Here is a 21,651-nt window from a genome sequence, read left to right as displayed (position 1 = left end):
AAGCGCGTCCTTCTCGCAAGAGGGACGCGCTGCAAGGGGCGGTGGGGGTATGCGCTTGGGCCGCGTGGCGGGCGCCGCGGGCGGCGGCGAGCCGGCGCGCTAGAACCTGACCTCGGGGGCCTCGCGCGCGGCGGGGGAGGCCACCTCAAAGCCGGCGCGCGGGCGGAACCGACGGCCGGCCACCAGGCTGCCGGGGAAGGTCTCGATGGCGTTGTTGTACTCGAGGACCATGTCGTTGAAGCTCATGCGCGCGTAGCTGATGCGGTTCTCGGTGTCCGAGAGCTCGCTCTGGAGCTGCTGGAAGTTGGCGTTGGCCTTGAGGTCGGGGTAGGCCTCGGCCACGGCGAAGAGGCTCTTCAGGGTGTCCGTGAGGACGTTGGAGGCCTCCATCTTGGCCTCGGGGGAGCGGGCCTCCGTCACGGCGGCGCGCGCGGCGGTCACGGCCTCGAGGGTCTGGGACTCGTGCGCGGCGTAGCCCTTGACCGTCTCCACGAGGTTGGGGATGAGGTCGTTTCTGCGCTGGAGCTGGGCGTCGATGGTCTGCCAGGCGTTGTCGCACTTGTTGTCCGCGGTGACGATGCCGTTGTAGATGCTGATCCACACCATGACCAGCGCAATAACCACAAGACCGGCAATGAGGATGACGACGATGGGGTCCATGCCCACTCCGTTCTGTCGGGGACGACGGGCAGCGCGCGGGGCTTGCGGCCGGGTCGGGCGGTCGCGGCGCCGGGCCTGCGCGGGCGGAGGAGGAGGGATTCGAACCCTCGGAACGGGGGTTGCCCGCTCGACGGTTTTCAAGACCGCTGCAATCAACCACTCTGCCACTCCTCCGGGTGCGCGAGCACTAGTATCCTACCCCATGTGGACCACGAGCAACCGCGGGAGGCCTGATGGAAGCTGCCGAGAAGAACGACGAGGCGTACATGCGCCTGGCGCTGGCCGAGGCCGAGGCGGCGGCGGGGGAGGGCGAGGTGCCCATCGGCGCGGTGGTGGTGTGCGACGGGCGCGTGGTCGCGCGGGCCCACAACCGGCGCGAGACCGACGCCGACCCCTCGGCGCACGCCGAGTTCTCCGCGATGGTGGCCGCCGCGCGCGAGCTGGGCCGCTGGCGGCTCACGGGGTGCACGGTGTACGTGACGCTGGAGCCCTGCCTCATGTGCGCGGGCCTCATGGTGAACGCGCGCGTGGACCGGTGCGTGTACGGGGCGAGCGACCCCAAGGGCGGCGCGGTGGGGACGCTCTTCGACGTAAGCTGCGACCCCCGGCTCAACCACGAGTTCGCGGTCACGCCGGGGGTCCTGGCGGACGAGTCCGCCGAGCTTCTGCGCTCCTTCTTCCGCGCGCGCCGCGCCCGGCGCTACAGCACGAGGGAGCCGGCGTAGACGAGGACGGCCATCGCGGCCGCGAAGGCAAAGGCGTACTTGGCGATCCTGCCGAGGATCTCGCCGTCCTTGCCCACGAGCCCGCAGGCGGCGCAGCCGATCGCGATGTTCTGCGGGCTGAGCATCTTGCCCGCGGAGACGCCGAGCGAGTTGGCCGCCACGAGCCAGGTCTCGTTGGCGCCGATCGACTGGGCGGCCTGGAGCTGCACGTTGCCAAAGAGCACCTCGCTCGAGGTGCCCGAGCCGGTCACGAAGGTGCCGAGCGCGCCCAGGAGCGGCGCGACGAGCGGGTAGAGGCCACCGAGCGCGCCCACGAAAAACGCCGCGATGCTCGCGATCATGCCGGAGTAGCCCATGATCTTGGCGCAGGCAAGCACGCCGAGCATCGTGATGATCGTCTTGCTCATCTGGCGGCAGGTGGCCCCCAGGACGTCCAGCATCTCGCGCGGCGAGCAGCGCTGGATGAGGCCGCCCACGATGCCGCAGATGAAGATCAAGACGCCGGGCGTGTTCACCCACGAGAAGGTCAGCGTGGCCGTGGGGTCTCCGGCGTAGATGTTGACCGTGCTCTTGATGGCGGAGAGGGGGCCGTTCACCGGCGGGACGAGCTTGCTCGTGGCAAGGAGCACCACGAAGATGAGGGCAAAGGGAGCCCAGGCGCGGAGCTTGTCGGCGACGGTCTCCCTGGGCTCGTCGCCGGCGGAGGCGACGGCAAGACGGTACTTCTCGGGAACCTCGGCGCCAGCCTTGTGCATGCGCAGGGCATAGAGGAACGTCAGGACGAGCGAGACGACCGAGGCCACCACGTCAGGCAGCTCGCCGCCGATGAAGTGGCCTGCCACGACCAGGCACACGGCAAAGGACACGCCGGAGACGAGGCACGCGGGCAGCACGCCCCTGAGCGCCTTGGCCCCGTGCCCCACGAGGGCAACCATGAGAATCGGGCATGCCACGACGAAGGGGAACACCTGGATGGCCTGGACGGTGGCGAGCTGGACCACGTCGATGCCCGTGATGGAGGCGAGCGTGGTGGTGGGGATGCCGATGGAGCCGAACATCGTGGGCACGCCGTTGGCGATGAGGCAGGCGAGGATGGAGGTCACGGGGCTGATGCCGAGCGCCATGAGCATGCTCGCGGGGATGGCGACGGCGGTGCCAAAGCCCGCCATGCCCTCGAGGAAGCCGCCGAAGCACCAGCCGATGAGCAGCGTGAGGATGCGTCGGTCGGCGGAGACCGAGCAGAGCATGCGCTTGATCGTCTCCATGGCACCGGTGTGCACGGTGAGGTTGTAGGTGAAGACCGCCGCGATGATCACGATCACGATGGGCCAGAGGGCCATCGCAAAGCCCTCGAGCGCGGCGGTGCCCAGGTTGACGGGGGTCATCTGCCAGCCGAGCGTCGCGCAGACCGCGGCCACGACGAGGGCGCCGAGGCTGGCCTTGTAGGCCTCCATGTGGAGGCCGCACAGGGCGACGACAAGCCAGATGATGGGCATGAGGGCAAGGACGAACATTCCAAAGAGCTCGAGCATGGGGCGACTCCCGGGGTCGTACGTGTAATCAGTCTCACAATCTACCAAAACTTGCCCAAAAGGAGTCGGGCTCCTTTTGGGCAAGCTTTAGACAACCTGGAAGATGAAGAAGTCGAGGTAGTGGCTCTCGGGGAAGCCCCAGAGAATGGGGTGGTCGGGGGCCTGCTGGCGCTCCTCGACCTGCTTGAGCTGCACGTTCGCGCGATGGGCGGCCTCGGCGACCGCTTTGGCGAGAAGGTCTCGCGTCATGAAGTGCGAGCAGCTGCAGGTAGCCAGGTAGCCGCCGCGTGGGAGCAGGCGCAGGGCCTCGTAGTTGATCTCGCGGTAGCCGCGCGCGGCGTGGGACACGGTGCCGCGGCTCTTGGTGAAGGCGGGCGGGTCCAGCACGATGAGGTCGAAGGGGCCGCCCTCCGCGCGCAGCCGCGCGCGGTCGCGGGCGAGCTCGGGCAGGTAGTCAAGGACGTTTGCGCAGGTGAAGCCCATGCGCGCGTCCAGGCCGTTGAGGCGGGCGTTCTCCTGCGCGAGGTCAATGGCCGTCTGGCTCACGTCAACGCAGCGCACGTGCGCCGCGCCGCCCGCGGCGGCGTTGAGCCCGAAGGGCCCCACGTGGCAGAAGCAGTCGAGCACGCGACGGCCAGCGGCAAGCTCGCGCACGGCGCGGCGGTTGTACTTCTGGTCGAGGAAGAAGCCGGTCTTCTGGCTGTTCTCGAGGTCGAGGTCAAAGCGCAGGCCGTTCTCGCGCACCACGATGCGGGGCGTTTCGGGCGCGGGCGTGCCGTCCCACCAGCCCTTGTACTGCGGCAGCCCCTCCTTGGCGCGGGACGCGCCGTCGTTGCGCTCGTAGATGGCGGAGACGTCCTGGCCGTCCGCGCGCAGGGTCTCAAGCAGGATCGGGTAGATCACGGGGCGCAGTCGCTCCATGCCCACGGTGCCGACCTGCGTGACCAGGACGCTCTCGTAGCGGTCGACCACAAGACCGGGCAGGCCGTCGGCCTCGGAGAAGACGACGCGGCAGCAGGTGGTGTCGGGCTCCGCGCCGGGCAGGGCGCGCTGTCCCAGGCAGGTGGCGCGATGCTGCCACGCGTATGACACGCGCCTGCGCCAGAACGCCTCGTCGAGGCGGTCGTTGGCGTTGCGGGTGACCACGCGCACGCGAATCTTGCTCTGCTCGGAGAGCAGGCCCGCGCCCTGCCACGTGCCGTTCTCCTCAAAGACGTCCACGACGTCGCCGTTTGCGGCCGGCTCGGCGGCTATGACCTCGCCCTCGAAGACCCACGGGTGCCCGCCGGAAAGGGAGCGCGCCGCCTTGCGGGTGATGAGAACGCGCGGGTAGGGGCGTGCCTGCTTCATGAGTGCTCCTTACTCTGCTCTGCCCGTGGGGTGACGAGATCGTGACAGGGCCGGCCGTCAAGGACCCGGGCGGTCCATGACGGCCGGCCCGGGTCCTTGACGGCCGACTCCGCCGTGGTCGTGCCGGCAGAATCCGCCGGCCTCCGCGGATCTAGTAGTGACGACCGTAACGTCCGCCAAAGCCACGGCCGCGGCCGCGCGATCCGGCGAACATCGTGCGCGTGGAGCGCTTGGTGGGGCGCCCCTCCTGGGGCACGATGCGCCCGGCGTCGTACGTGAAGTCGGGGAGATCCCACACGGGGACGAGCTTCTTGGTGAAGTACTCGATCTCGCGCAGGGGGCTGATCTCGTCGGGCGCCACGAAGGTGTAGGCGTGGCCGGTGGCCCCGGCGCGGCCCGTGCGGCCGATGCGGTGCACGTAGTCCTCCGGGTCCATGGGGACGTCGAAGTTGACCACGGCGTCGATCCCGGAGACGTCGATGCCGCGGCTCATGACGTCGGTGGCCACGAGGACCTGGACCTTGCCGTCGCGGAACTTCTCGAGCGCTCGGGCGCGCGCGGCCTGCGGGCGGTCGGCGTGCATGACGTCCACCTTGACGCCCGCGCTCTTGAGGGTCTTTGAGACGTCGTCCACGCGGTGCTTGGTCCGACAGAAGACCAGCACGCGCTCGGGCTTCTTGCCCGCGGCGCCGCCGGTCTCGAGCAGGGCGCGCAAGAGCTCCGTCTTCTGGCCCTGCGTGACGGGGCAGAGGTGCTCCTCCACGGTGTCCGCGGTCTCGCCCACGCGGGCGATCTCCACCGTTGCGGGGTCGGTGAGCAGCGCGTCGATGGTGGACTTGATCGACGGCGGAATGGTGGCGGAGAAGAGGAGGGTCTGGTGCTTGGGCGGCAGGGCGTGCATGATGCGGCGGACGCTCGGCCAGAAGCCCATGTCCAGCATGCGGTCCGCCTCGTCGAGCACGAGCACCTTGACCTGCGAAAGGCTCACGTGCTTGTGCTCCATGAGGTCGATCAGGCGCCCGGGGGTGGCCACGAGCAGGTCGCAGCCGCGCTCGAGCTCCTTGATCTGACGGTCGAACTTGGTGCCGCCCATGACGATGACCGCGCGCTGGCCCGTCTGCTCGCAGACGACGCTCACCACGCTCTCGATCTGCGCCGCGAGTTCGCGCGTGGGGGTAATCACGAGCGCGTGCGGGCCCTTGCCCTTGGCGCCCGCCACAAGCTGCAGCGTGGGCAGCGCGAAGGCCGCGGTCTTGCCCGTGCCCGTCTGCGCGGAGGCGACGATGTCGCGTCCCGTGAGAACCACGGGGATGGCCTCGGCCTGGACGGGCGTTGGCTCGGTGAAGCCGAGGGCATCCACCCCGGCGAGAATCTGCTCGTTAAGCCCGAGCTCGGCAAATGAAGTAGTCATACTATTTAGTATAGAGCATGGGGCCGAGCTGGGCCGCCGGCGCGCTGGGCCGGTGCTGCGCTTCCGAAAAGTACCCTCCGCCGCCTTGCGGGTGGCGTCCCTGACCTATTTGCCCCTCCTTTTCAAATGTTGGGTACTTTTTTGCGACCCGTTCAAGTACTACCCCGCACATCCCATTTTTCTACCTGCACAAACAGAGGCCAATAAATGTTGGGTACTCCCCGTGCTCCCAAAAAAGTGCCCAACACTCGAAAGAGTGGTCACGGCCGCCGTATACTGGTCCAGTTAGCGCGCAGAAATGGAGTCCGCATGCCCATCAACATCCCCGACGGCCTGCCCGCCAAGGCAATCCTTCAGCAGGAGCGCATTTTCGCCCTTGAGGAGGAGGTGGCCAGCCACCAGGAGATTCGCCCGCTGCGTGTGGCAATTCTGAACCTCATGCCCACCAAGATCGAGACCGAGACCCAGATCCTGCGCCTCATCTCCAAGTCCCCGCTCCAGGTGAGCTGCGACTTCATGCGCGTCTCTACGCACGAGTCCACGCACGTCTCCCAGGATCACCTCGTCAAGTTCTACGACACCTTCGATGCCTTCCGCGGCAAGAACTACGATGGCCTCATCATCACTGGCGCGCCCGTCGAGCACCTCGATTACGAGGCCGTCGACTACTGGGACGAGTTCTGCGAGATCGTGGACTGGAGCCAGGAGCACGTCTTCTCGACGATGTACCTCTGCTGGGGGGCCCTCGGAGCCCTCTGGCACCTCTATCAGATTCCCAAGCGCCAGCTCGGCTCCAAGCTCTTTGGCGTCTTCAAGCAGCGCCTCTGCGACGAGTACAGCTTCCTCACCAACGGCTTCGACGAGGTTCACTACATGCCGCACAGCCGCCATGCCGCGATCGACACGGGCGAGCTCGCCAAGCACCCGGAGCTGTGCGTGCTGTCCGAGGGCTTCACGAGCGGCCCCTCGCTGCTTGCCACGCGCGACTTCCACGAGGTCTACGTGACCGGCCACTTTGAGTACGGCCGCGACACCCTGGCCGACGAGTTCTGGCGCGACTTCCACAAGGGCCTCCCCATTCGCGTGCCCGAGAACTACTTCCCCGACGACGACCCCGAGAAGCAGCCCCTCTTCACCTGGCGCGCGCACGCCAACCTGCTCTATCGCAACTGGCTCAACTGGGTCTACCAGATGACGCCGTACGATCTGGACGAGATCCCGGCCGCGATCGCGGACCTGCGCGCGCGCAGCACGGCGGCAACGGGTCACGTGGACAAGTTCTAGCGCCGGCGAGAAGAGCGCGGGCTCGCGGCGCCGCTGGCTGAGCCTGCAGAATCGCGCGTTACCAGTAATCCCCGCTTGTGCGTGCCGAGAAGGATGCACAAGCGGGGATTCTTGGCGAAACGGACATCTTTCGCCGGCTCTGCACCCAAATCCCCAGCCCGCCGCTCGCACTAACGACAGCTTCCAACAGCGCACGATTCTGCATCACGCGACCACAGCGCGCTGACTCGCGAAAAACGCAACCCCTCTTTCGGACGGTTCGGATTGGCCGGACCCCATGACCGAGAGGGGGACAAATGGCAGGTCGTTTGGGTGGAGAAGGCGTCGCGCGCCCCCGTAACCCGCGTCTTGCCGCCCGGCTTCCGGGCGGTACAGCATGGGGAAGAGGGGAGGCGCCGATGTGGAGACGGTCCGAGGTCGAGCAGCTCACGGGGCTTGGCCGGCACACCATACAAGACCTGTGCAACCAGAACACGAGTCGCGACGGGCTCGGCTTCTGGGAGCCGGCCGTGATGAAGCCCGGTTACTCGCGCTTCGATGAGGGGGATCTGCTCGCGTTCTATCTGGTCCGCCAGCTCACTAAGGTCGGCTTCACTCCAGCCGAGGTTGGCCCGGTCATCTTGAGTATGACCGAGAAGAACGACGAGTTCGCGGGCGCACTCAGGAAGAGGGCGTGCGCCCTGGGAACCCGGCGCTCCGTCATAGACGAGCAGCTTGCGGGCCTCGAGCGACTTGAGGAGGCCGCCGCCGACAGCGCGTCCGATCAACGTGTCTATATCGTGATGGAGCGCGAGCTCGCCGCAAGTGCGGGCCGCGCCGTCGATGCGGCGGCGCGCGAGCTCCGAGCGACGGATGCGCTGCGCGTCAAAGTCGAGGCGCGCCTCGGAGAGATAGCGCGCAGCCTGGCGGACGCCGTCCGAGGGGAGGAGGCGCGCCTTTCGATAGGCGATGTCGAGGCGGACCTTACCCGCCTGCATGACGGCGAGCGCTCGGACGAGCAGGTTCTTCTCGCCCGGGCGCTGATGCACTTCCTGAGCGAGGCGGAAAACGGCGTGCCCGTGGAGCTCGCCCTGGGCAAGGGCTCGTTTGCCCGTTTGAGGCAGCTTGCGGGCACGGTGACAAGAGAGACGGAACAGTAAGGAGAAAGACATGAAGAAGATGCAGTTGGCAGCAGTTGCGGTTGCCCTGAGCGTGGCGCTCGTGGGCTGCGGCGCCGGCGGCGGGACGACGCCGCAGCCGCAGGCGGATGCTCCGGCAGGGGAGGGGCAAGCGCAAGGGCAGCCGCAGAGTGACGAGGGGACGACGAGCGCGCCGGTGGTGGCGGACACGAACGATCCGGAGTCCGTCATTGCTGCCATCCAGGCGGACTTTGGCGCGACCACACAGGGCCTGCTTGACGAGCAGGCCGCGCTCCTGGCGCAAGTTGGGGACAGCTATGACGGCTACGCTGCGAACGTGGATGCGGTGCAGGCTTGGTATGACCTCGCCGTGAGCGAGAGCGAGGCACTTGGGACGCGGACGATCGAGAACGCGCGCCAGTATTACCGCGCCGTGTCGGCGACCATCGATCACGGGGATGATGACGCACTCGACGATGCGATGGACGACTTCTACGACCTGGTCTACGACGAGCAGTTCGAGGCATACTACGACGCCATCTATGACGAGGGCTTTGAGCTGATGTATGACGAGCTCTACGACGGCGTTATCGCTGATGCCTACGACACCATGGACTACGGGGACTGGTTCGACGCCCACAGCGATGCCTATGATGCCTGGTTTGACGCCAAGAGCGGCGTGTATGACGCCTGGTTTGACTCGAAGTCGGACGTCTACGACGAGTGGTTCGACGTCAACAGCGACTTCTACAGCGGGGAGTTTGACGTTGACGCCACGCTGCGCCTGGATGAGTAGGGGGAGCGCCGAGAAGGGCGCCTCCTAAAAGTCGATGAGGTCCCGCACGGGCACGTCGAGCGCGTGGGCAATGCGAATGAGCACGTCAATGCCCACGTCGGCCGCTCCTATCTCGATTTTCCAGAGGTAGGAGCGGCTCGTGCCCGTCATGAGCGCGAGTTGACGCTGCGTAATGCCGCGGCGTGTCCGCTCGGCGACGATTCGCGACCCGAGGGACTGCTTCTCCCGTGCGTTGTCCATTCCGCAAGCATATGGGCGCTATCATCGAGAGGTGCTCTCTATAGAGAGCACTAAAAGCTAACGACGAGATGGGAGGGGCTGCCGTGGCCATCAAAATAACGGATGCAAAGATCAAGCTCGCAAAGGTCGGAGGGGCCTGCGCCGCAGTTGGCCTAATCATCGGCATCGTGGGCACCCTGTTCTTCTCGAACTACAATCCGGTGGACAGCAAGGGGGAGACGGCCTCCGTCGTGTTTGGCCGCATTGTCGAGCAGAACGAACTCGTCTCCGTATCCCAGGACTACAACATCGTTGACAAGCAGTCGAACGCGAGCTCGTTCTTTGGGCTGTTCGACATTCCCTTTACCGGTAACAGCTTTTGGTATCGCTACGCCGGGACGATAAAAGCGGGTGTCAACCTTGAGACGGCTGACATCAGCGAGCAGGGCAACACGGTGACAATCACGCTAGACCCTGCCTATATCATCTCGAACACGCCCAATATGGAAACTTCCGGTGTGCTTGAGGAGAACAACAACATGCTGAACCCCATCCAGGTGGGCGACGTTGACGAGTTTCAACGCTGGTGCGTGGAGCAGAGCGAGGCCCAGGCCGTTGAGGGCGGCCTGCTCGATGACGCTCAGACCGAGGCGGAGGCCCAGCTCTCCCAGCTGTTCTATGCGGCGCTTGGCGACGAAGTGAGCATCACGTACGTCTGGCGCGATGCGCCGGTGGAGGCGGGGGATTAACGGCAGGCTATATACGGTTGGCGACGAGCTTCAACACTCTCCGATGAGGACGATTTTCAGATTGCCCCTATCCAAGCGATACGAAAGGATATTCGGATATGGCGTATTGTCCAAGCTGCGGCGAGGAGGTTTCCGAGTCTGCTGTGTTCTGCCCTCGATGTGGGGCCAGGCTCCACGAGAAGCCATCGCTCGACGATGCGTCGCAAGATGCCGTCGCGTCCTCTGAGAGTGAGGATGAGCTCTATAAAGCGGCCCTCTCCATGGTTTTGGCTGCCTCAAAGCTCCCGGTCGTGAGGGTGAATCGCGAGGAGTTTCTTGCCAGACACTTTGGCAAGTCCCCGTACTTCAACCAGATTCTCGACCAAGGTCCACAGGCGGTGTTCACGCCGGAGTCTCTGCGCAAGAAGGCGACCGAGATTATCAATCAGAGCACAACAAAGACCGCTGCAGTCTCATTCGTCTCCGGTCTCCCCTCGAATCCGGTGGCGATGGTCGCCCTCGGCGGCGCGGATGTGGTGCAGTACTTCGGATTTGCGATTAACCTTGCACAACAGCTCGCATACCTGTTTGGCGAGGATGACCTCTTCAGTGATGGAACAACCGACATGCCGGAAGAGGCTAAGGTGCGTGTTATCGCGTATCTGGGAGCGATGTTTGGTGCCGCTGGCGCTGCCCAGCTCGTGGCAAAAACTTCCGTCAGGGTTGGCGCGAACCTCGGCAAACAGGTGGCCTCAAAGGCACTTACAAAAACCGTGTGGTATCCGGTGGTCAAGAAGGTCGGATCCCTCATCGGCCAGAAAATCACCAAGAAGACAGTCGAAAAGACCATCACCAAGGCGGTGCCCATTATCGGCGGTGCCGTCTCCGGGGCGATTACCTTTGTGACGTTCCGCCCCATGGGAGCGCGCCTTGCGGACGTGTTCGAGCAAAATCTCAAAGGTATGTTTGTGACTGATGACGGGATGGAACTCAAGCCAGACTTCGTGTCCGCCCCCCCCTCGCTCCGGCCAACGCAGCGGAAGGGCCAGCGATTGAGAGTGGCGATTGGCTTGATGGGCGGCCATCCTAGTGCTGGAAGTCGACGGCCAGGCTATTGAGGCGGCGGGCGGTTATCAGCGGCTCAATGACGCGCTAATGCTTCGAGGCCGACTTCGTGGCCAGCCTCGGCTATCGCCGCCATTGCATCCTGTCCGATCTGAACTTGAATACGGGCGAGAAAAGCGAGCGTGAGAAGTGCCCCCTGCGCCTCAACGGCGACGGCTCCAAGAGGATCGTCATCGTTAACAGGGTGATGAGGCCGTATATGGATGACGGCGGCATTCTCACAATGGGGCTGCTCGACTTCCTGCTCGGTCAAGACGGCCTTGACCACGTGTGACGGATGGGCCTATTGATTGCCCGGGTATCCCCGTTACTTATAACAGCCACCGCCACTCGAAAAACCTTTTGTCGCTGACGATTCTCTCTCTCTCTCTCTCTCTCTCTCGGGTATCGTCGCTCCCGCGTGAGTGGGTGACGATGTGCGTGGGGGGGCGGGCTTGGTCTTTTGGGCCTGCCCCTTGAAACAGAACATGAGTTCTATATAATAGAAAGACACGGTTTATCAATCAAGACGTAATACTTCTTCCCCAGAGGTGCTTCTCGCCTAACGAGAGACTACATATATGTTATCATCCGAAAGGAGATGCAATGTATGAAGTGGTCTTTTACGAAAGAGCAAATGGCAGAGCTCCAGCCCAGGAATTCTTGGACAGCCTGCCAATCAGGCTGAGGGAGAAGACCTTGAGGAGCCTGATGCTTCTTCAAGAGCTCGGCCCTCAGCTTCGCGGAGAGGAAACGGAGCACATTCGAGACGGCCTGTTCGAGCTAAGGACGAAGTTTGGAAGCGACATCACTCGAGTTTTCTACTTCTTCTTCGTCGGGCAGAAGATTGTTGTGACGGGCGGGTTTATAAAGAAGAGCCAGAAAACGCCCCGCCGTGAGATAGAGCGGGCACTTCGCTGCAAAAGGGACTGGGAGGAGGCTCATTGTGAAGACGCTTAACGGGTATATCGAGCGACAGCTCGAGAATCCCGAGTTCGCCGCCGCGTGGCGTGAGGGCGAAGGCGAGTACCAGGCCATGCGCGCGCTTGTCCTGGCGCGCATCGAGTCTGGCTTGTCGCAGAGGGAGCTCTCCGACAGGGCGGGCGTACCTCAGAAGACTATTAGCCTCATAGAGACCGCCGATACCAACACGACCGTCCGGACGCTGTCCAAGCTCGCGCAGGGGATGGGGAAGGTGCTCAGGATTAGCTTCGAGGACCGTAGACAAGGCGAGAACGGGATGCTGGAGGCATAAGGGCGGAGCCATGAGATTCAACTACCTGGGCCATTTCGAGCCCAATGAGCTCGGTGGCTATAGCGTGTGGTTTCCCGACTTCCCGGAGCGTCACACGGATGGTGACGATCTTGACAACGCGATGGACATGGCTGCCGAGGCGCTCGGGCTTGTGATCGAGTCCCACCTCGAGAATGTCCGCGCGCTTCCAGAGCCCATGCTCGATGCGCCAGCGTCGAAGGGCGTGTGTAAGCCGCCCATCTTCGTGAGCGTTGATACCTAGGGCTGTCGCGAAAAAGGGTTGCGGTCACAGCGGGCGGGCCCGGACACTCGCGTCCGGGCCCGCCCCACGTGCAAAGGTGCCTGTCACTTTTCCACGCTTGCCGATGTGCAAAGGTGCCTGTCCCCTTTGCACGCTAGCAGGTGGCGCCGCCGATGACGGTCTTGCCCAAAATGGCGTCCTTGTCGATGGGTGCCGTCAGCAGCTTCTCCTGCACGTAGTCAAAGCCGAGGCGCGCCACGGTGTCGGCAAAGCGCTCGCCGCTTTGGCCCTCGTCGCGGAAGAAGAGAATCGCGCGCTCCACGACGTCCATGACCTCGTCCTCCGTCGTAAACAGCTTGTCCAGTGCCTGGCCGTGCGCGGTCTTCTTGCCCCAGCGACCGCCGATGTAGACCTTGTAGCCCGCGAGCCCCTCGGTCACGGCGCCGAACGGGCACGCGCCCACGCAGCGGCCGCAGTGGTTGCACGCGGACTCGTCGATCGTGATCTTACCGTCCGGCCCGATCTGCGCGTCGCCCATCGGGCACGCCTTCACGACCTGGCAGACCTTGCATGCGCGGCACTTCTCGAGGTCGATCTGCGGCACGCGCTGGCCCACGATGCCCAGGTCGTTGAGGTCGGGCTTCACGCACATGTTGGGGCAGCCGCCCACGGCGATCTTGAACTTGTGCGGCAGCTCCACCCCGTGGTAGCCCACGTAGAAGCGCTCGTGCAGCTTCTCGGAGAGGTCGAAGGTGTCGATGAGACCGTACTGGCAGGTGGTGCCCTTGCAGCTCACCACCGGGCGCACCTTGGAGCCGGTGCCGCCGGCGTCGAGCCCCGCGTCCTGCAGAAACGCAATGCACTCGTCGATCTTCTCGTACCTCACGCCCTGGATCTCCAGCGTGAGGCGCGTGGTCATCGTGACCTCGCCGGAGCCAAACCGCTCGGCGGCCTCGGCCACGGCGCGCTGCTCGTCCACCGTGATCTTGCCGTTGCGCGTGATCACGCGGATGTTGAAGACGTCGTCGTAGCGCTTGTCCTGGAGGCACCCTAGGCCCTTGAGGCGCTTGATCTCGGCGGCGGGGAGCTTGGCCCCGTCCGCGCGCGGCACGCGGACCTCGTTGAAGGTCACGCCGCCCTCGAGCACGCGCGTTGCCGTGTAGCCCGCGGCTTTGAGGCGGTTCTGCGTGAAGTAGCCGCGCTTGCCCTTGGCGCACACCAGCAGGAGCTTCTCGTCCTTCTCGTGACCGGGCAGGCCTTCCGGGCCGATCTCGGTGAGGTCCACCCACTCCGCTCCGGGAATCGTGGGCGCGGGCAGCACGTCGATCACGTGGTAGCCCTTGGCGGCGCCGGCGGCGTACTCGGCCGGCGTGAAGCTCTCGAGCGCGCCTGCGAGCTTGTTCTCCAGGATGTAGGCCGTCGTGACCAGCGGGTGGATGGCGGTCGAGAAGGGCGGCGCGTAGGAGAGATCCATGAGGTCGAGGTCCTCCACGGCGAGTCCGCGCGAGAGCGCGACCACCATGACGTCCGTGACCTTGTCAACGGCGCCGGCGCCGAGCACCTGCACGCCGAGCAGCCGGTGCGTGGCGCGGTCCGCGATGAGCTTCACAAAGAAGCTCGAGGAGCCGGGGTAGTAGTGGGCCTTGTCATCCACCACCGAGACCACGCTCACCGGGTCAAAGCCCGTCTCGCGCGCCGCGGCCTCGGTGAGGCCGGTGCGCCCGCCGTTCAAGGTGGGCAGCAGGCGCACCACGCCGGTGCCGAGCGCGCCGGGGTAGGCGGTCGGCGTGCCCGTGAGCGTGCGGGCGATCGCACGGCCGCAGATGTTGGCCGTGGAGCCCATGGCGCTCCAGAACGGCTCGCCGGTGATGGCGTTTTTCACCTCGGCGCAGTCGCCGGCGGCGTAGACGTCCGCCAGGTTGGTGGCACCGAACTCGTCCACGAGCACGCAGCCCTTGAGCGTCTCCACGCCGGAGCCCTCGAGCCACGCGGTGTTGGGCCGGATGCCAATGGAGAGGATCACGAGGTCCGCGGGCAGGGTCCCGGACGCGGTCTCCACGGCCTCGACCTTGCCCTCGCCCGTGATGCCCCTGAGCGCGCACGACGTCATCACGCGCACGCCGGCAGCCTTGAGCTGGCGCTGCGCGAAGCCGGCCATCTCGGGGTCAAAGACGTTGGGCAGGATCTGCGGCATCGCGTCGATCACGGTGACGGAGAGGCCGCGCGCGAGCAGGTTCTCGGCCACCTCCAGGCCGATGAAGCCGGCACCCACCACCACGGCGCGGCGCGCCCCGGCGTCGACCGCCGCACGGATGGCCTCGGCGTCGTCCGGCGTGCGCACGGCGAAGACGCCGGGCAGCTCGGCGCCGGGAAGGCCGGCGGGCACAAACGGCGCGGCGCCGGTGGCAATGACCAGCTTGTCGTACTTCTCGGCGTGGCTGGTGCCGTCCTTCTCGCGCACCGTGACCTCGTGGGCGGCCGCGTCAAGCGCCACGGCCTCCACGCCCGTGCGCACCTCCACGCCGGTGAGCCCCTCGTAGGCGGCCGGCGTGTTGACGATGAGGTCGGCGCGGCTCTGGATGCTCCCGCCTATGTAGTACGGCAGGCCGCAGCCCGCGTAGCTGATGTCCTCGCTCTTGGTCACAACCACGACCTCGGCCGAGCGGTCGCAGCGCTTGAGCTTGGCCGCGACCTTGGTTCCGGCGGCCACGCCGCCGACGATCAGATACCTCATGGTCTCTCCTTTGTTGTGCCGACCCTCCGGCGTGCTTGCTGCTATGGTACGGCTACGTTGCGTCATCCGTGGCGTACTATGTCGCCAATGCGACCGGTTCCGCACGGGAACGTGCCCTCGCGCTCCCCACGCGCGGGCGCGTGCAAAAGTGCCTGTCCCCTTTGCACGCGGTGCGGGCGAAAGGAGAAGAACATGAAGATTGCCATCCCCACCCTTGGCAAGGGCGGCCTCGACTGCGAGCGCTCCGGACACTTTGGCCACTGCGACTGCTTCACGGTGGTGGAGGTCGAGGGCGGCGAGCTCGGCGCCGTTACCGTCATTGACAACCCGCCCCACGAGGAGGGCGGCTGCCTGCGCCCCGTGGCGCTGCTCGCCCAGAACGGCATAGACGCCATCGTGGCAGCGGGCATGGGCATGCGCCCGATGATGGGCTTTGCGCAGGCGGGCATCACGGTGCTCTTTGAGAACCAGACGCCGGGCGTGGGCGACGTCGCGCGCATGGCCGCGGCCGGCACCCTTTCCGAGATGACCCCCGACCACGCCTGCCACCACTGACGGCGGGCCTCCTCCGAGCCGACCCCTCTGGGCCGCCCTCTCACCATGGGAACGGGACTGGTCATAGCCGGCTGCCTCTCCGGCGAGAAGAACGACGCGGGCGTGGCCGCGCTCGTCGGCGAGCTCTCGCGGGCCGTGCCGGCCGACGTGTGCCTGCGCGCCCGGACGGGCGGGCGTCCCGTGGGGCCCGCGGTCCCCGAGGCCCTGGCGGAGCTGCGGGTGCGGGGCGTCCGCCGGGCCCTCGTGGTGACGACGCACGTGGCGGACGGAGAGCTCCAGCGCGCGTGCGCGGAGGCGGTGCGCGCGGCGGCCTCCGGCTTTGACGAGCTGCGGCTCGCGCGCCCGCTCCTTGCGGGCGCGGGGGACCTCGCCGTCGTGGCCGCCGCCCTTGACGAGGCGCTTCCCGCCCGGCCCGGGCGCGTCGTGGCGCTTGCGGGGCACCGCGGCGCGGAGTGCGCGGCCGCCTTCGTGGGCCTTTCCCGGGCGCTTGCGGCGCGCGGCCGCGAGGATGTCGTCGTTGTCGCACAGGACTGCCTGCTCGCGCGCGTCGCGGAGCGCACGGAGCGCGAGGTCCTTCTCGGTCCGTTCCTCATGGCCATGGGGACGCACGCCCGCCGCGACGTCCTTGTTGGCCTGCGCTCCTCCCTCGAGCTCGCGGGGCATGAGGTTGGGACGTGGCCGCACTCCCTCGCCGAGCTGCCCGCGGTCCGCTCCCTTGTCTGCGCCCACGCCCTAGAATGGGTCCCAGGGGGACGGGCCGCGCGGCTGCGGCGCGCCCCGTGACAGACGCCTCGGAAGGGGAGGGCCCATGAAGCTCGTCATTGCCTCGGACATCCACGGAGCCGCCGACGCCTGCGGGCGTCTCATGGCCACCATCGAGAGGGAGTCGCCCGACCGCGTGGTCCTGCTCGGCGACCTGCTCTACCACGGGCCGCGCAACGAGCTTCCGGCCGACTACGCCCCCAAGCGCGTCATCGAGATGCTCAACTCCCTGGCCGACCGCGTGATCGCGGTGCGCGGCAACTGCGAGGCCGAGGTCGACCAGATGGTGCTCGCGTTTCCCTGCATGGCCGACCACAACATCCTGCTCGACCCGGAGGCCGGGACCACGCTCTTCCTCACCCACGGCCACGTCTATGGGCCCGGCTACCACAACAGCGTGGACGCGTGGCCAAAGCTCCCGGAGCGCTCCGCGCTCGTGTACGGTCACACCCACGTCAAGGTGAGCGAGAAGAACGAGGCGCACGGTGCCTGGGTCTTCAACCCCGGCTCCGTGGGCATCCCCAAGGACGGTTCCGCGAGCTGCGGCATCTACGAGGACGGTCGCTTCGAGCATCGGACGCTGTAGCCAGGCGTGCAAAGGGGACAGGCACTTTCGCACGGGCAAACCGTGCGAAAGTGCCTGTCCCCTTTGCACGCCCTAAAATCCTCGGTTCAAAAAATCTCATGTGTAGAGACTTAGATTATGTATAGAATCGTCACGCACAGGGGATAAACTCAACCGTACAAAGGGAAACAGGCGAACAGGCCGCCCCGCGCGGCCCACCGCAACGCAAAGGAGAGCATCATGGGCAAGATTCTTGGCATCGACCTTGGTACCACCAACTCCGCGATGGCGGTCCTCGAGGGCGGCGAGCCCACGATCATCGTCAACGCCGAGGGCGACCGCACCACCCCGTCCGTCGTGGGCTTCCGCTCCGACGGCGACCGCATCGTCGGCAAGGCGGCCAAGAACCAGGCCGTCACCAACCCCACCAACACGGTCTTCTCGATCAAGCGCTTCATGGGCCGTCGCTACGACGAGGTCGGCTCCGAGCTCAAGACCGTCCCGTACAAGGTCAAGTCCGGCACCGGCAACCGTGCCGTCGTGGAGATCGAGGGCGAGGACTTCACCCCCGAGCAGATCAGCGCCATGATTCTCTCCAAGATGAAGGCCGACGCCGAGAAGTACCTCGGCGAGCCGGTCACCGACGCCGTCATCACCGTCCCGGCCTACTTCAACGACGCCCAGCGCCAGGCCACCAAGGACGCCGGCAAGATCGCCGGCCTCAACGTCCAGCGCATCGTCAACGAGCCCACCGCCGCGGCGCTGGCCTATGGCCTCGACAAGAAGGGCATCGACCAGAAGGTCCTGGTCTTCGACCTCGGCGGCGGCACCTTCGACGTGTCGCTTCTCGACCTCGCGGACGGCGTCGTGGAGGTCCTCGCCACCAACGGCGACAACCACCTCGGCGGCGACGACTGGGACCAGCGCGTCATCGACTGGATGGCCGACAAGTTCCAGGCGGACAACGGCATCGACCTGCGCTCCGACCCCATGGCCCTGCAGCGCCTGAAGGAGGCCGCGGAGAACGCCAAGAAGGAGCTCTCCTCCGCCCAGCAGGCCCAGATCAACCTGCCCTTCATCACCGCCGACGCCACCGGCCCCAAGCACCTCGACTACACGCTCACCCGCGCCGAGTTCGAGCGCATCACGCGTGACCTGCTCGACCGCTGCAAGGCACCCGTGACCAAGGCCCTGAAGGACGCCAACCTCCAGATCTCCGAGGTCAACGAGGTCATTCTCGTCGGCGGCTCCTCCCGCATGCCCGCCGTGCAGGAGCTCGTCAAGCAGATGACCGGCAAGCAGCCCAACATGTCCGTGAACCCGGACGAGGTCGTGGCCGACGGCGCGGCCGTCCAGGGCGGCGTTCTCACCGGCGACGTCTCCGGCATCCTGCTTCTGGACGTCACGCCGCTGTCCCTTGGCGTGGAGACCATGGGCGGCGTCATGACCAAGATGATCGACCGCAACACCACGATCCCCACGTCCAAGACGGAGATCTACTCCACGGCCGCCGACAACCAGACGTCCGTCGAGATCAACGTTCTGCAGGGCGAGCGCGAGATGGCCGCGGACAACAAGTCCCTCGGCAAGTTCAACCTCACCGGCATCCCGGCCGCCCGCCGCGGCGTGCCGCAGATCGAGGTCACCTTTGACATCGACGCCAACGGCATCGTGAAGGTCACCGCCAAGGACAAGGCCACTGGCAAGAGCCAGCAGATCACCATCTCCGGCTCCACCGCCCTCTCCGACGACGAGGTCGACCGCATGGTCAAGGACGCCGAGGCCCACGCCGAGGAGGACAAGAAGCACAAGGACGAGATCGAGGTCAGGAACCAGGTCGACTCGCTGGCCTACTCCACCGAGCAGACCCTCAAGGACCTTGGCGACAAGGTCCCGGCCGACCAGAAGAAGGCCGCCGAGGACGCCGTGGCCGAGGCCAAGAAGGCCCTCGACGGGCAGGACATCGACGCCATCCGCGCCGCGGGCGACAAGCTCCAGGAGGTCGGCCACAAGCTCGCCGAGGTCGTCTACTCCGCCACGCAGGACGCCACGGCCGAGGGCGCCTCGGGCGCCGGCGCGCAGGACGGCTCCGCCAACGACGTGGTGGACGCCGACTACGAGGTCGTCGAGGACGACAAGAACAACTAGTCCGACGGGCCGTACGTAACGGGTTGAGAACGGGGGCGGCCACGGCTACGCGGCCGCCCCTTCACAGAATGTGGAAAGGGGACAGGCACTTTTCCACATCCGGAGCTTGAGGAGGGGTGACGTGAAGGTGCCCATCGAGGTAGAGGACGAGAAGAACGAGGCCACGGAGCCGGAGGTCGCAGAGCCGGAGCCGGAGGTCCCCGAGGTGGAGGAAATGGACCCGGACGAGGAGCGCGCCCGCGTGGAGGCCGCCAAGCGTGCCGGCGCCGAGCAGGCCGAGCGCGAGCTCGCCGCGGACGCGAGCCGGATCAGCGCGGAGCGCGACGAGCTGCAGAAGAAGCTCGCCGACGTGGAGGACCAGATCGAGGCCGCCAAGAAGGAGGCCTCCGAGGCCACGGAGCGCATGCTGCGCCTCCAGGCCGACTGGGACAACTATCGCCGTCGCACCGCCGCCGAGCGGCTTGCCGAGAAGGAGCGTGCGGCCGAGAAGCTGGTCACCAACCTGCTGCCCGTGATCGACGACATCGAGCGCGCCATCGAGCACGCCGGCGCGACAGAGGAGGACGCCCAGCTCAAGCAGTTCGTCGACGGCGTCTCCGCGGTTCACGCCAAGATGCTCGGCGTGCTCGCCAAGGAGGGCGTCGAGCCCATCGACCCGGTGGGGGAGCCCTTTGAGCCCCTCGCTCACCAGGCCGTGGGCCGCGTCGAGGACAAGGAGGCCTTCGACGAGACCGTGGCCCAGGTCTACCAGAAGGGCTACAAGATGGGCGACAAGGTCATCCGCGCCGCCATGGTGACGGTGACCTACGGTGGGCCCAAGCGCCCCGCCGAGGAAGAGTAACGCCCCGGGCGTGCAAAGGGGACAGTCACTTTTGCACGCGCGCAGGTTAGTTGGCCGGCGTGCAAAAGTGACTGTCCCCTTTGCACGCCATCAGCAGAAGGGAGGTGCGTGTGACATGGCATCCAGCAAGAGCTACTACGACATCCTCGGCGTGAAGCGTGACGCCTCCGATGACGAGATCAAGAAGGCCTTCCGCAAGCTGGCCGCCAAGTACCACCCGGACGCCGGCGGCGACGAGCAGAAGTTCAAGGAGGTCAGCGAGGCCTACACCACCCTCTCCGACCCCAAGAAGCGCCGCGAGTACGACCAGATGCTCATGTTTGGCGGCATTCCCGGCGCCGACTTCGGCGGCTCGGGCGGCCGTGGCCGCTACACCTACACCACCAACGTGGGCGGCGACTGGTCCGACATCTTTGACAGCATGCGCGGCGGGGAGGGCGGCTTCGGCGGCTTCGACTTCTCGTCGATCTTCGGCGGGGCCGCGGGCGCCCGCGCGGCGGCCAACCGCCCCACCAAGGGCTCCGACCTCACCATGTCCGTGGACGTCACGGCCGAGGAGGCCTTCCGCGGCGCCACGCGCAAGGCAACCTACCGCGTGCCCTCCACGGGCGAGGAGCAGACGCTCACCATCAAGATCCCGGCCGGCGCCGTGGACGGCGGCAAGCTCCGCTACCGCGGCCGCGGCGAGTACGGCACCAACGGCGGCGACCGCGGCGACCTCGTGATCACCACGCACGTGGCCGAGCACCCGCTCTTCAAGCGCGACGGCGCCGACGTGCGCATGGACCTGCCGATCAGCATGTACGAGGCCGCGCTCGGCGCCACCGTCGAGGTTCCCACGCCGGACGGCGCCGAGGTCCGCCTCAAGGTGCCCGCCGGCACGCAGGACGGAAAGACCTTCCGCTTCCGCGACCTCGGGGCCCCCAACGTCAGGCGCAAGGGCACGCGCGGCGCGCTCTACGTCACCGTGCGCGTGAAGGTCCCCACGATGCTCACCAAGAAGGAGCGCGACGCGCTCGAGTCCCTGCGCGACGCCGATGCGCGCGACTACCGCGAGGAGGTCAGGCGCTATGGCACCCAGCGCTAACGAGGGAACGGGCCGCGACCGCAACAAGCCGCTCTACATGATCAGCGTTGCCGCCGAGCTCACGGGCATGCACCCGCAGACCCTGCGCGTCTACGAGCAGAAGGGCCTCGTCACCCCCGGGCGCTCGCGCGGCAACACGCGCCTCTACTCGCAGTCGGACATCGACCGGCTGAACCTCATCTCCAAGCTCACCGACGAGGGCATCAACCTCGCCGGCGTCGTGCGCATCCTCGACATGCGCGAGCGGATGCTCGAGCGCGAGGACGAGCTCGAGGAGCTTCGCCGCCGCGTGCGCACCCTCGAGGAGGAGGTCCACGAGTTCCGCATGCAGGAGAAGATCACGGCGCTCGCCCGCTACGACGCCTCCTCCAACCCCGAGCAGGTCATGAGGCGGCTCCTGCTCAACGGCTCCCCCGCGGCGTCGCAGGAGGAGGGGGAGGGCTAGCCCCTCCCGCAGGGCCCCGCCCGACCAAAAAGGACCTCTCGCCGCCCCCAACTGGCCGCTCACCGAGCGGCGGGACGACGGGAGGTCCTTC

23 protein-coding genes and 1 tRNA gene are annotated in these 21,651 nt (G+C 66.5%); 17 read left to right on the top strand and 7 right to left on the bottom strand.

The window, feature by feature from the left end:
* Nucleotides 1–99 precede the first annotated feature (99 nt).
* Together B5F84_RS05300 and B5F84_RS05295 are read right to left on the bottom strand one after the other, a co-directional pair.
* Entirely contained in the window at nt 100–660 is a 561-nt protein-coding gene (locus B5F84_RS05300) for a LemA family protein (RefSeq protein ID WP_087321603.1), read from the bottom strand.
* Nucleotides 661–744: 84 nt separating this feature from the next.
* Nucleotides 745–834: transfer RNA gene (locus tag B5F84_RS05295), tRNA-Ser, on the bottom strand.
* Between the two features lie 59 nt (nt 835–893).
* Here B5F84_RS05295 and tadA point away from each other — a divergent pair.
* A complete protein-coding gene (tadA, locus tag B5F84_RS05290) occupies nt 894–1,385 on the top strand; it encodes a tRNA adenosine(34) deaminase TadA (RefSeq protein ID WP_087321601.1) in 492 nt (163 codons plus the stop codon).
* Here the strand turns inward: tadA and B5F84_RS05285 are convergent.
* From B5F84_RS05285 to B5F84_RS05275, 3 genes are all read right to left on the bottom strand, one after another.
* Nucleotides 1,361–2,917 carry an L-lactate permease gene (locus B5F84_RS05285; protein ID WP_087321599.1) on the bottom strand — a complete coding sequence of 519 codons (1,557 nt, stop codon included), beginning with the start codon at nt 2,915–2,917 and terminating at the stop codon, nt 1,361–1,363. The two genes, tadA and B5F84_RS05285, sit on opposite strands and share 25 nt — an antisense overlap.
* Before the next feature lie 87 nt (nt 2,918–3,004).
* Entirely contained in the window at nt 3,005–4,267 is a 1,263-nt protein-coding gene (locus tag B5F84_RS05280) for a class I SAM-dependent rRNA methyltransferase (RefSeq protein ID WP_087321597.1), read from the bottom strand.
* A gap of 151 nt (nt 4,268–4,418) precedes the next feature.
* Entirely contained in the window at nt 4,419–5,678 is a 1,260-nt protein-coding gene (locus tag B5F84_RS05275) for a DEAD/DEAH box helicase (protein WP_087321594.1), read from the bottom strand.
* A gap of 309 nt (nt 5,679–5,987) precedes the next feature.
* Here B5F84_RS05275 and metA point away from each other — a divergent pair, with 309 nt between their 5' ends.
* The 3 genes from metA to B5F84_RS05260 all read left to right on the top strand — a co-directional run bounded on the left by metA (nt 5,988) and on the right by B5F84_RS05260 (nt 8,876).
* Nucleotides 5,988–6,962 (top strand): homoserine O-succinyltransferase, encoded by a 975-nt coding sequence (gene metA / locus B5F84_RS05270; RefSeq protein WP_087321592.1) that lies wholly within the window; start codon nt 5,988–5,990, stop codon nt 6,960–6,962.
* A 398-nt stretch (nt 6,963–7,360) separates the two neighbouring features.
* Entirely contained in the window at nt 7,361–8,101 is a 741-nt protein-coding gene (locus tag B5F84_RS05265; protein ID WP_087321589.1) for a hypothetical protein, read from the top strand.
* Nucleotides 8,102–8,111: 10 nt separating this feature from the next.
* On the top strand, nt 8,112–8,876 hold the full coding sequence (locus B5F84_RS05260) for a hypothetical protein (RefSeq protein ID WP_087321587.1): 765 nt from the start codon (nt 8,112–8,114) through the stop codon (nt 8,874–8,876).
* 24 nt (nt 8,877–8,900) lie between these two features.
* Here B5F84_RS05260 and B5F84_RS05255 read toward each other — a convergent pair whose 3' ends face one another.
* The gene (locus tag B5F84_RS05255) at nt 8,901–9,116 is read right to left on the bottom strand and encodes a helix-turn-helix transcriptional regulator (protein WP_087321585.1); all 216 of its coding nucleotides are present in this window, start codon (nt 9,114–9,116) and stop codon (nt 8,901–8,903) included.
* Nucleotides 9,117–9,199: 83 nt separating this feature from the next.
* On the opposite strand from B5F84_RS05255, the gene B5F84_RS05250 reads away from it, so the two are divergent.
* From B5F84_RS05250 to B5F84_RS05225, 6 genes are all read left to right on the top strand, one after another.
* Entirely contained in the window at nt 9,200–9,844 is a 645-nt protein-coding gene (locus tag B5F84_RS05250) for a DUF4230 domain-containing protein (protein WP_158094494.1), read from the top strand.
* Nucleotides 9,845–9,942: 98 nt separating this feature from the next.
* Nucleotides 9,943–10,941 (top strand): zinc ribbon domain-containing protein, encoded by a 999-nt coding sequence (locus B5F84_RS05245; protein ID WP_087321581.1) that lies wholly within the window; start codon nt 9,943–9,945, stop codon nt 10,939–10,941.
* Between the two features lie 56 nt (nt 10,942–10,997).
* A complete protein-coding gene (locus B5F84_RS05240) occupies nt 10,998–11,222 on the top strand; it encodes a hypothetical protein (protein ID WP_087321579.1) in 225 nt (74 codons plus the stop codon).
* Nucleotides 11,223–11,533: 311 nt separating this feature from the next.
* Entirely contained in the window at nt 11,534–11,887 is a 354-nt protein-coding gene (locus tag B5F84_RS05235) for a type II toxin-antitoxin system RelE/ParE family toxin (protein WP_087321578.1), read from the top strand.
* On the top strand, nt 11,874–12,182 hold the full coding sequence (locus B5F84_RS05230) for a helix-turn-helix transcriptional regulator (RefSeq protein WP_087321576.1): 309 nt from the start codon (nt 11,874–11,876) through the stop codon (nt 12,180–12,182). The genes B5F84_RS05235 and B5F84_RS05230 overlap by 14 nt, the downstream gene beginning before the upstream one ends.
* Before the next feature lie 10 nt (nt 12,183–12,192).
* Nucleotides 12,193–12,444 carry a type II toxin-antitoxin system HicB family antitoxin gene (locus tag B5F84_RS05225; RefSeq protein ID WP_087321575.1) on the top strand — a complete coding sequence of 84 codons (252 nt, stop codon included), beginning with the start codon at nt 12,193–12,195 and terminating at the stop codon, nt 12,442–12,444.
* A 133-nt stretch (nt 12,445–12,577) separates the two neighbouring features.
* Here the strand turns inward: B5F84_RS05225 and B5F84_RS05220 are convergent, their stop codons facing one another.
* Nucleotides 12,578–15,157 carry an FAD-dependent oxidoreductase gene (locus tag B5F84_RS05220; RefSeq protein ID WP_087321573.1) on the bottom strand — a complete coding sequence of 860 codons (2,580 nt, stop codon included), beginning with the start codon at nt 15,155–15,157 and terminating at the stop codon, nt 12,578–12,580.
* Nucleotides 15,158–15,349: 192 nt separating this feature from the next.
* Between B5F84_RS05220 and B5F84_RS05215 the strand changes: the two genes are divergently transcribed.
* The 7 genes from B5F84_RS05215 (at nt 15,350) to B5F84_RS05185 (ending at nt 21,560) form a co-directional block, all read left to right on the top strand.
* Nucleotides 15,350–15,712, top strand: a complete 363-nt coding sequence (locus B5F84_RS05215; protein ID WP_087321571.1) for a NifB/NifX family molybdenum-iron cluster-binding protein — start codon at nt 15,350–15,352, stop codon at nt 15,710–15,712.
* Nucleotides 15,713–15,757: 45 nt separating this feature from the next.
* Nucleotides 15,758–16,495, top strand: a complete 738-nt coding sequence (locus B5F84_RS05210; protein ID WP_087321569.1) for a sirohydrochlorin cobaltochelatase — start codon at nt 15,758–15,760, stop codon at nt 16,493–16,495.
* 25 nt (nt 16,496–16,520) lie between these two features.
* Nucleotides 16,521–17,060, top strand: coding sequence for a phosphodiesterase (yfcE, locus tag B5F84_RS05205; RefSeq protein ID WP_087321568.1), 540 nt, complete (start codon nt 16,521–16,523; stop codon nt 17,058–17,060).
* 219 nt (nt 17,061–17,279) lie between these two features.
* Nucleotides 17,280–19,187 carry a molecular chaperone DnaK gene (gene dnaK, locus B5F84_RS05200; RefSeq protein ID WP_087321567.1) on the top strand — a complete coding sequence of 636 codons (1,908 nt, stop codon included), beginning with the start codon at nt 17,280–17,282 and terminating at the stop codon, nt 19,185–19,187.
* A 121-nt stretch (nt 19,188–19,308) separates the two neighbouring features.
* Entirely contained in the window at nt 19,309–20,028 is a 720-nt protein-coding gene (gene grpE, locus B5F84_RS05195) for a nucleotide exchange factor GrpE (RefSeq protein WP_343225131.1), read from the top strand.
* A gap of 115 nt (nt 20,029–20,143) precedes the next feature.
* Nucleotides 20,144–21,115, top strand: coding sequence for a J domain-containing protein (locus tag B5F84_RS05190; RefSeq protein WP_087321565.1), 972 nt, complete (start codon nt 20,144–20,146; stop codon nt 21,113–21,115).
* Nucleotides 21,099–21,560, top strand: coding sequence for a MerR family transcriptional regulator (locus tag B5F84_RS05185; RefSeq protein ID WP_087321563.1), 462 nt, complete (start codon nt 21,099–21,101; stop codon nt 21,558–21,560). The genes B5F84_RS05190 and B5F84_RS05185 overlap by 17 nt, the downstream gene beginning before the upstream one ends.
* The last annotated feature ends 91 nt before the right edge of the window (nt 21,561–21,651 follow it).

Origin of the sequence: Olsenella sp. An290, from assembly GCF_002159535.1 — a bacterium.
In the GTDB taxonomy this organism is placed as follows: Bacteria; Actinomycetota; Coriobacteriia; order Coriobacteriales; family Atopobiaceae; genus Thermophilibacter.
Note: the sequence above shows the minus strand (reverse complement) of the source record. Positions and strands in the feature narration are given on the sequence as shown.

Coding starts and splice junctions, on each gene's coding strand:
- B5F84_RS05300 (WP_087321603.1), bottom strand. CDS start 660: ATGGACCCCATCGTCGTCATCCTCATTGCCGGTCTTGTGGTTATTGCG.
- tadA (WP_087321601.1), top strand. CDS start 894: ATGGAAGCTGCCGAGAAGAACGACGAGGCGTACATGCGCCTGGCGCTG.
- B5F84_RS05285 (WP_087321599.1), bottom strand. CDS start 2,917: ATGCTCGAGCTCTTTGGAATGTTCGTCCTTGCCCTCATGCCCATCATC.
- B5F84_RS05280 (WP_087321597.1), bottom strand. CDS start 4,267: ATGAAGCAGGCACGCCCCTACCCGCGCGTTCTCATCACCCGCAAGGCG.
- B5F84_RS05275 (WP_087321594.1), bottom strand. CDS start 5,678: ATGACTACTTCATTTGCCGAGCTCGGGCTTAACGAGCAGATTCTCGCC.
- metA (WP_087321592.1), top strand. CDS start 5,988: ATGCCCATCAACATCCCCGACGGCCTGCCCGCCAAGGCAATCCTTCAG.
- B5F84_RS05265 (WP_087321589.1), top strand. CDS start 7,361: ATGTGGAGACGGTCCGAGGTCGAGCAGCTCACGGGGCTTGGCCGGCAC.
- B5F84_RS05260 (WP_087321587.1), top strand. CDS start 8,112: ATGAAGAAGATGCAGTTGGCAGCAGTTGCGGTTGCCCTGAGCGTGGCG.
- B5F84_RS05255 (WP_087321585.1), bottom strand. CDS start 9,116: ATGGACAACGCACGGGAGAAGCAGTCCCTCGGGTCGCGAATCGTCGCC.
- B5F84_RS05245 (WP_087321581.1), top strand. CDS start 9,943: ATGGCGTATTGTCCAAGCTGCGGCGAGGAGGTTTCCGAGTCTGCTGTG.
- B5F84_RS05235 (WP_087321578.1), top strand. CDS start 11,534: ATGTATGAAGTGGTCTTTTACGAAAGAGCAAATGGCAGAGCTCCAGCC.
- B5F84_RS05225 (WP_087321575.1), top strand. CDS start 12,193: ATGAGATTCAACTACCTGGGCCATTTCGAGCCCAATGAGCTCGGTGGC.
- B5F84_RS05220 (WP_087321573.1), bottom strand. CDS start 15,157: ATGAGGTATCTGATCGTCGGCGGCGTGGCCGCCGGAACCAAGGTCGCG.
- B5F84_RS05215 (WP_087321571.1), top strand. CDS start 15,350: ATGAAGATTGCCATCCCCACCCTTGGCAAGGGCGGCCTCGACTGCGAG.
- B5F84_RS05210 (WP_087321569.1), top strand. CDS start 15,758: ATGGGAACGGGACTGGTCATAGCCGGCTGCCTCTCCGGCGAGAAGAAC.
- yfcE (WP_087321568.1), top strand. CDS start 16,521: ATGAAGCTCGTCATTGCCTCGGACATCCACGGAGCCGCCGACGCCTGC.
- dnaK (WP_087321567.1), top strand. CDS start 17,280: ATGGGCAAGATTCTTGGCATCGACCTTGGTACCACCAACTCCGCGATG.
- B5F84_RS05190 (WP_087321565.1), top strand. CDS start 20,144: ATGGCATCCAGCAAGAGCTACTACGACATCCTCGGCGTGAAGCGTGAC.
- B5F84_RS05185 (WP_087321563.1), top strand. CDS start 21,099: ATGGCACCCAGCGCTAACGAGGGAACGGGCCGCGACCGCAACAAGCCG.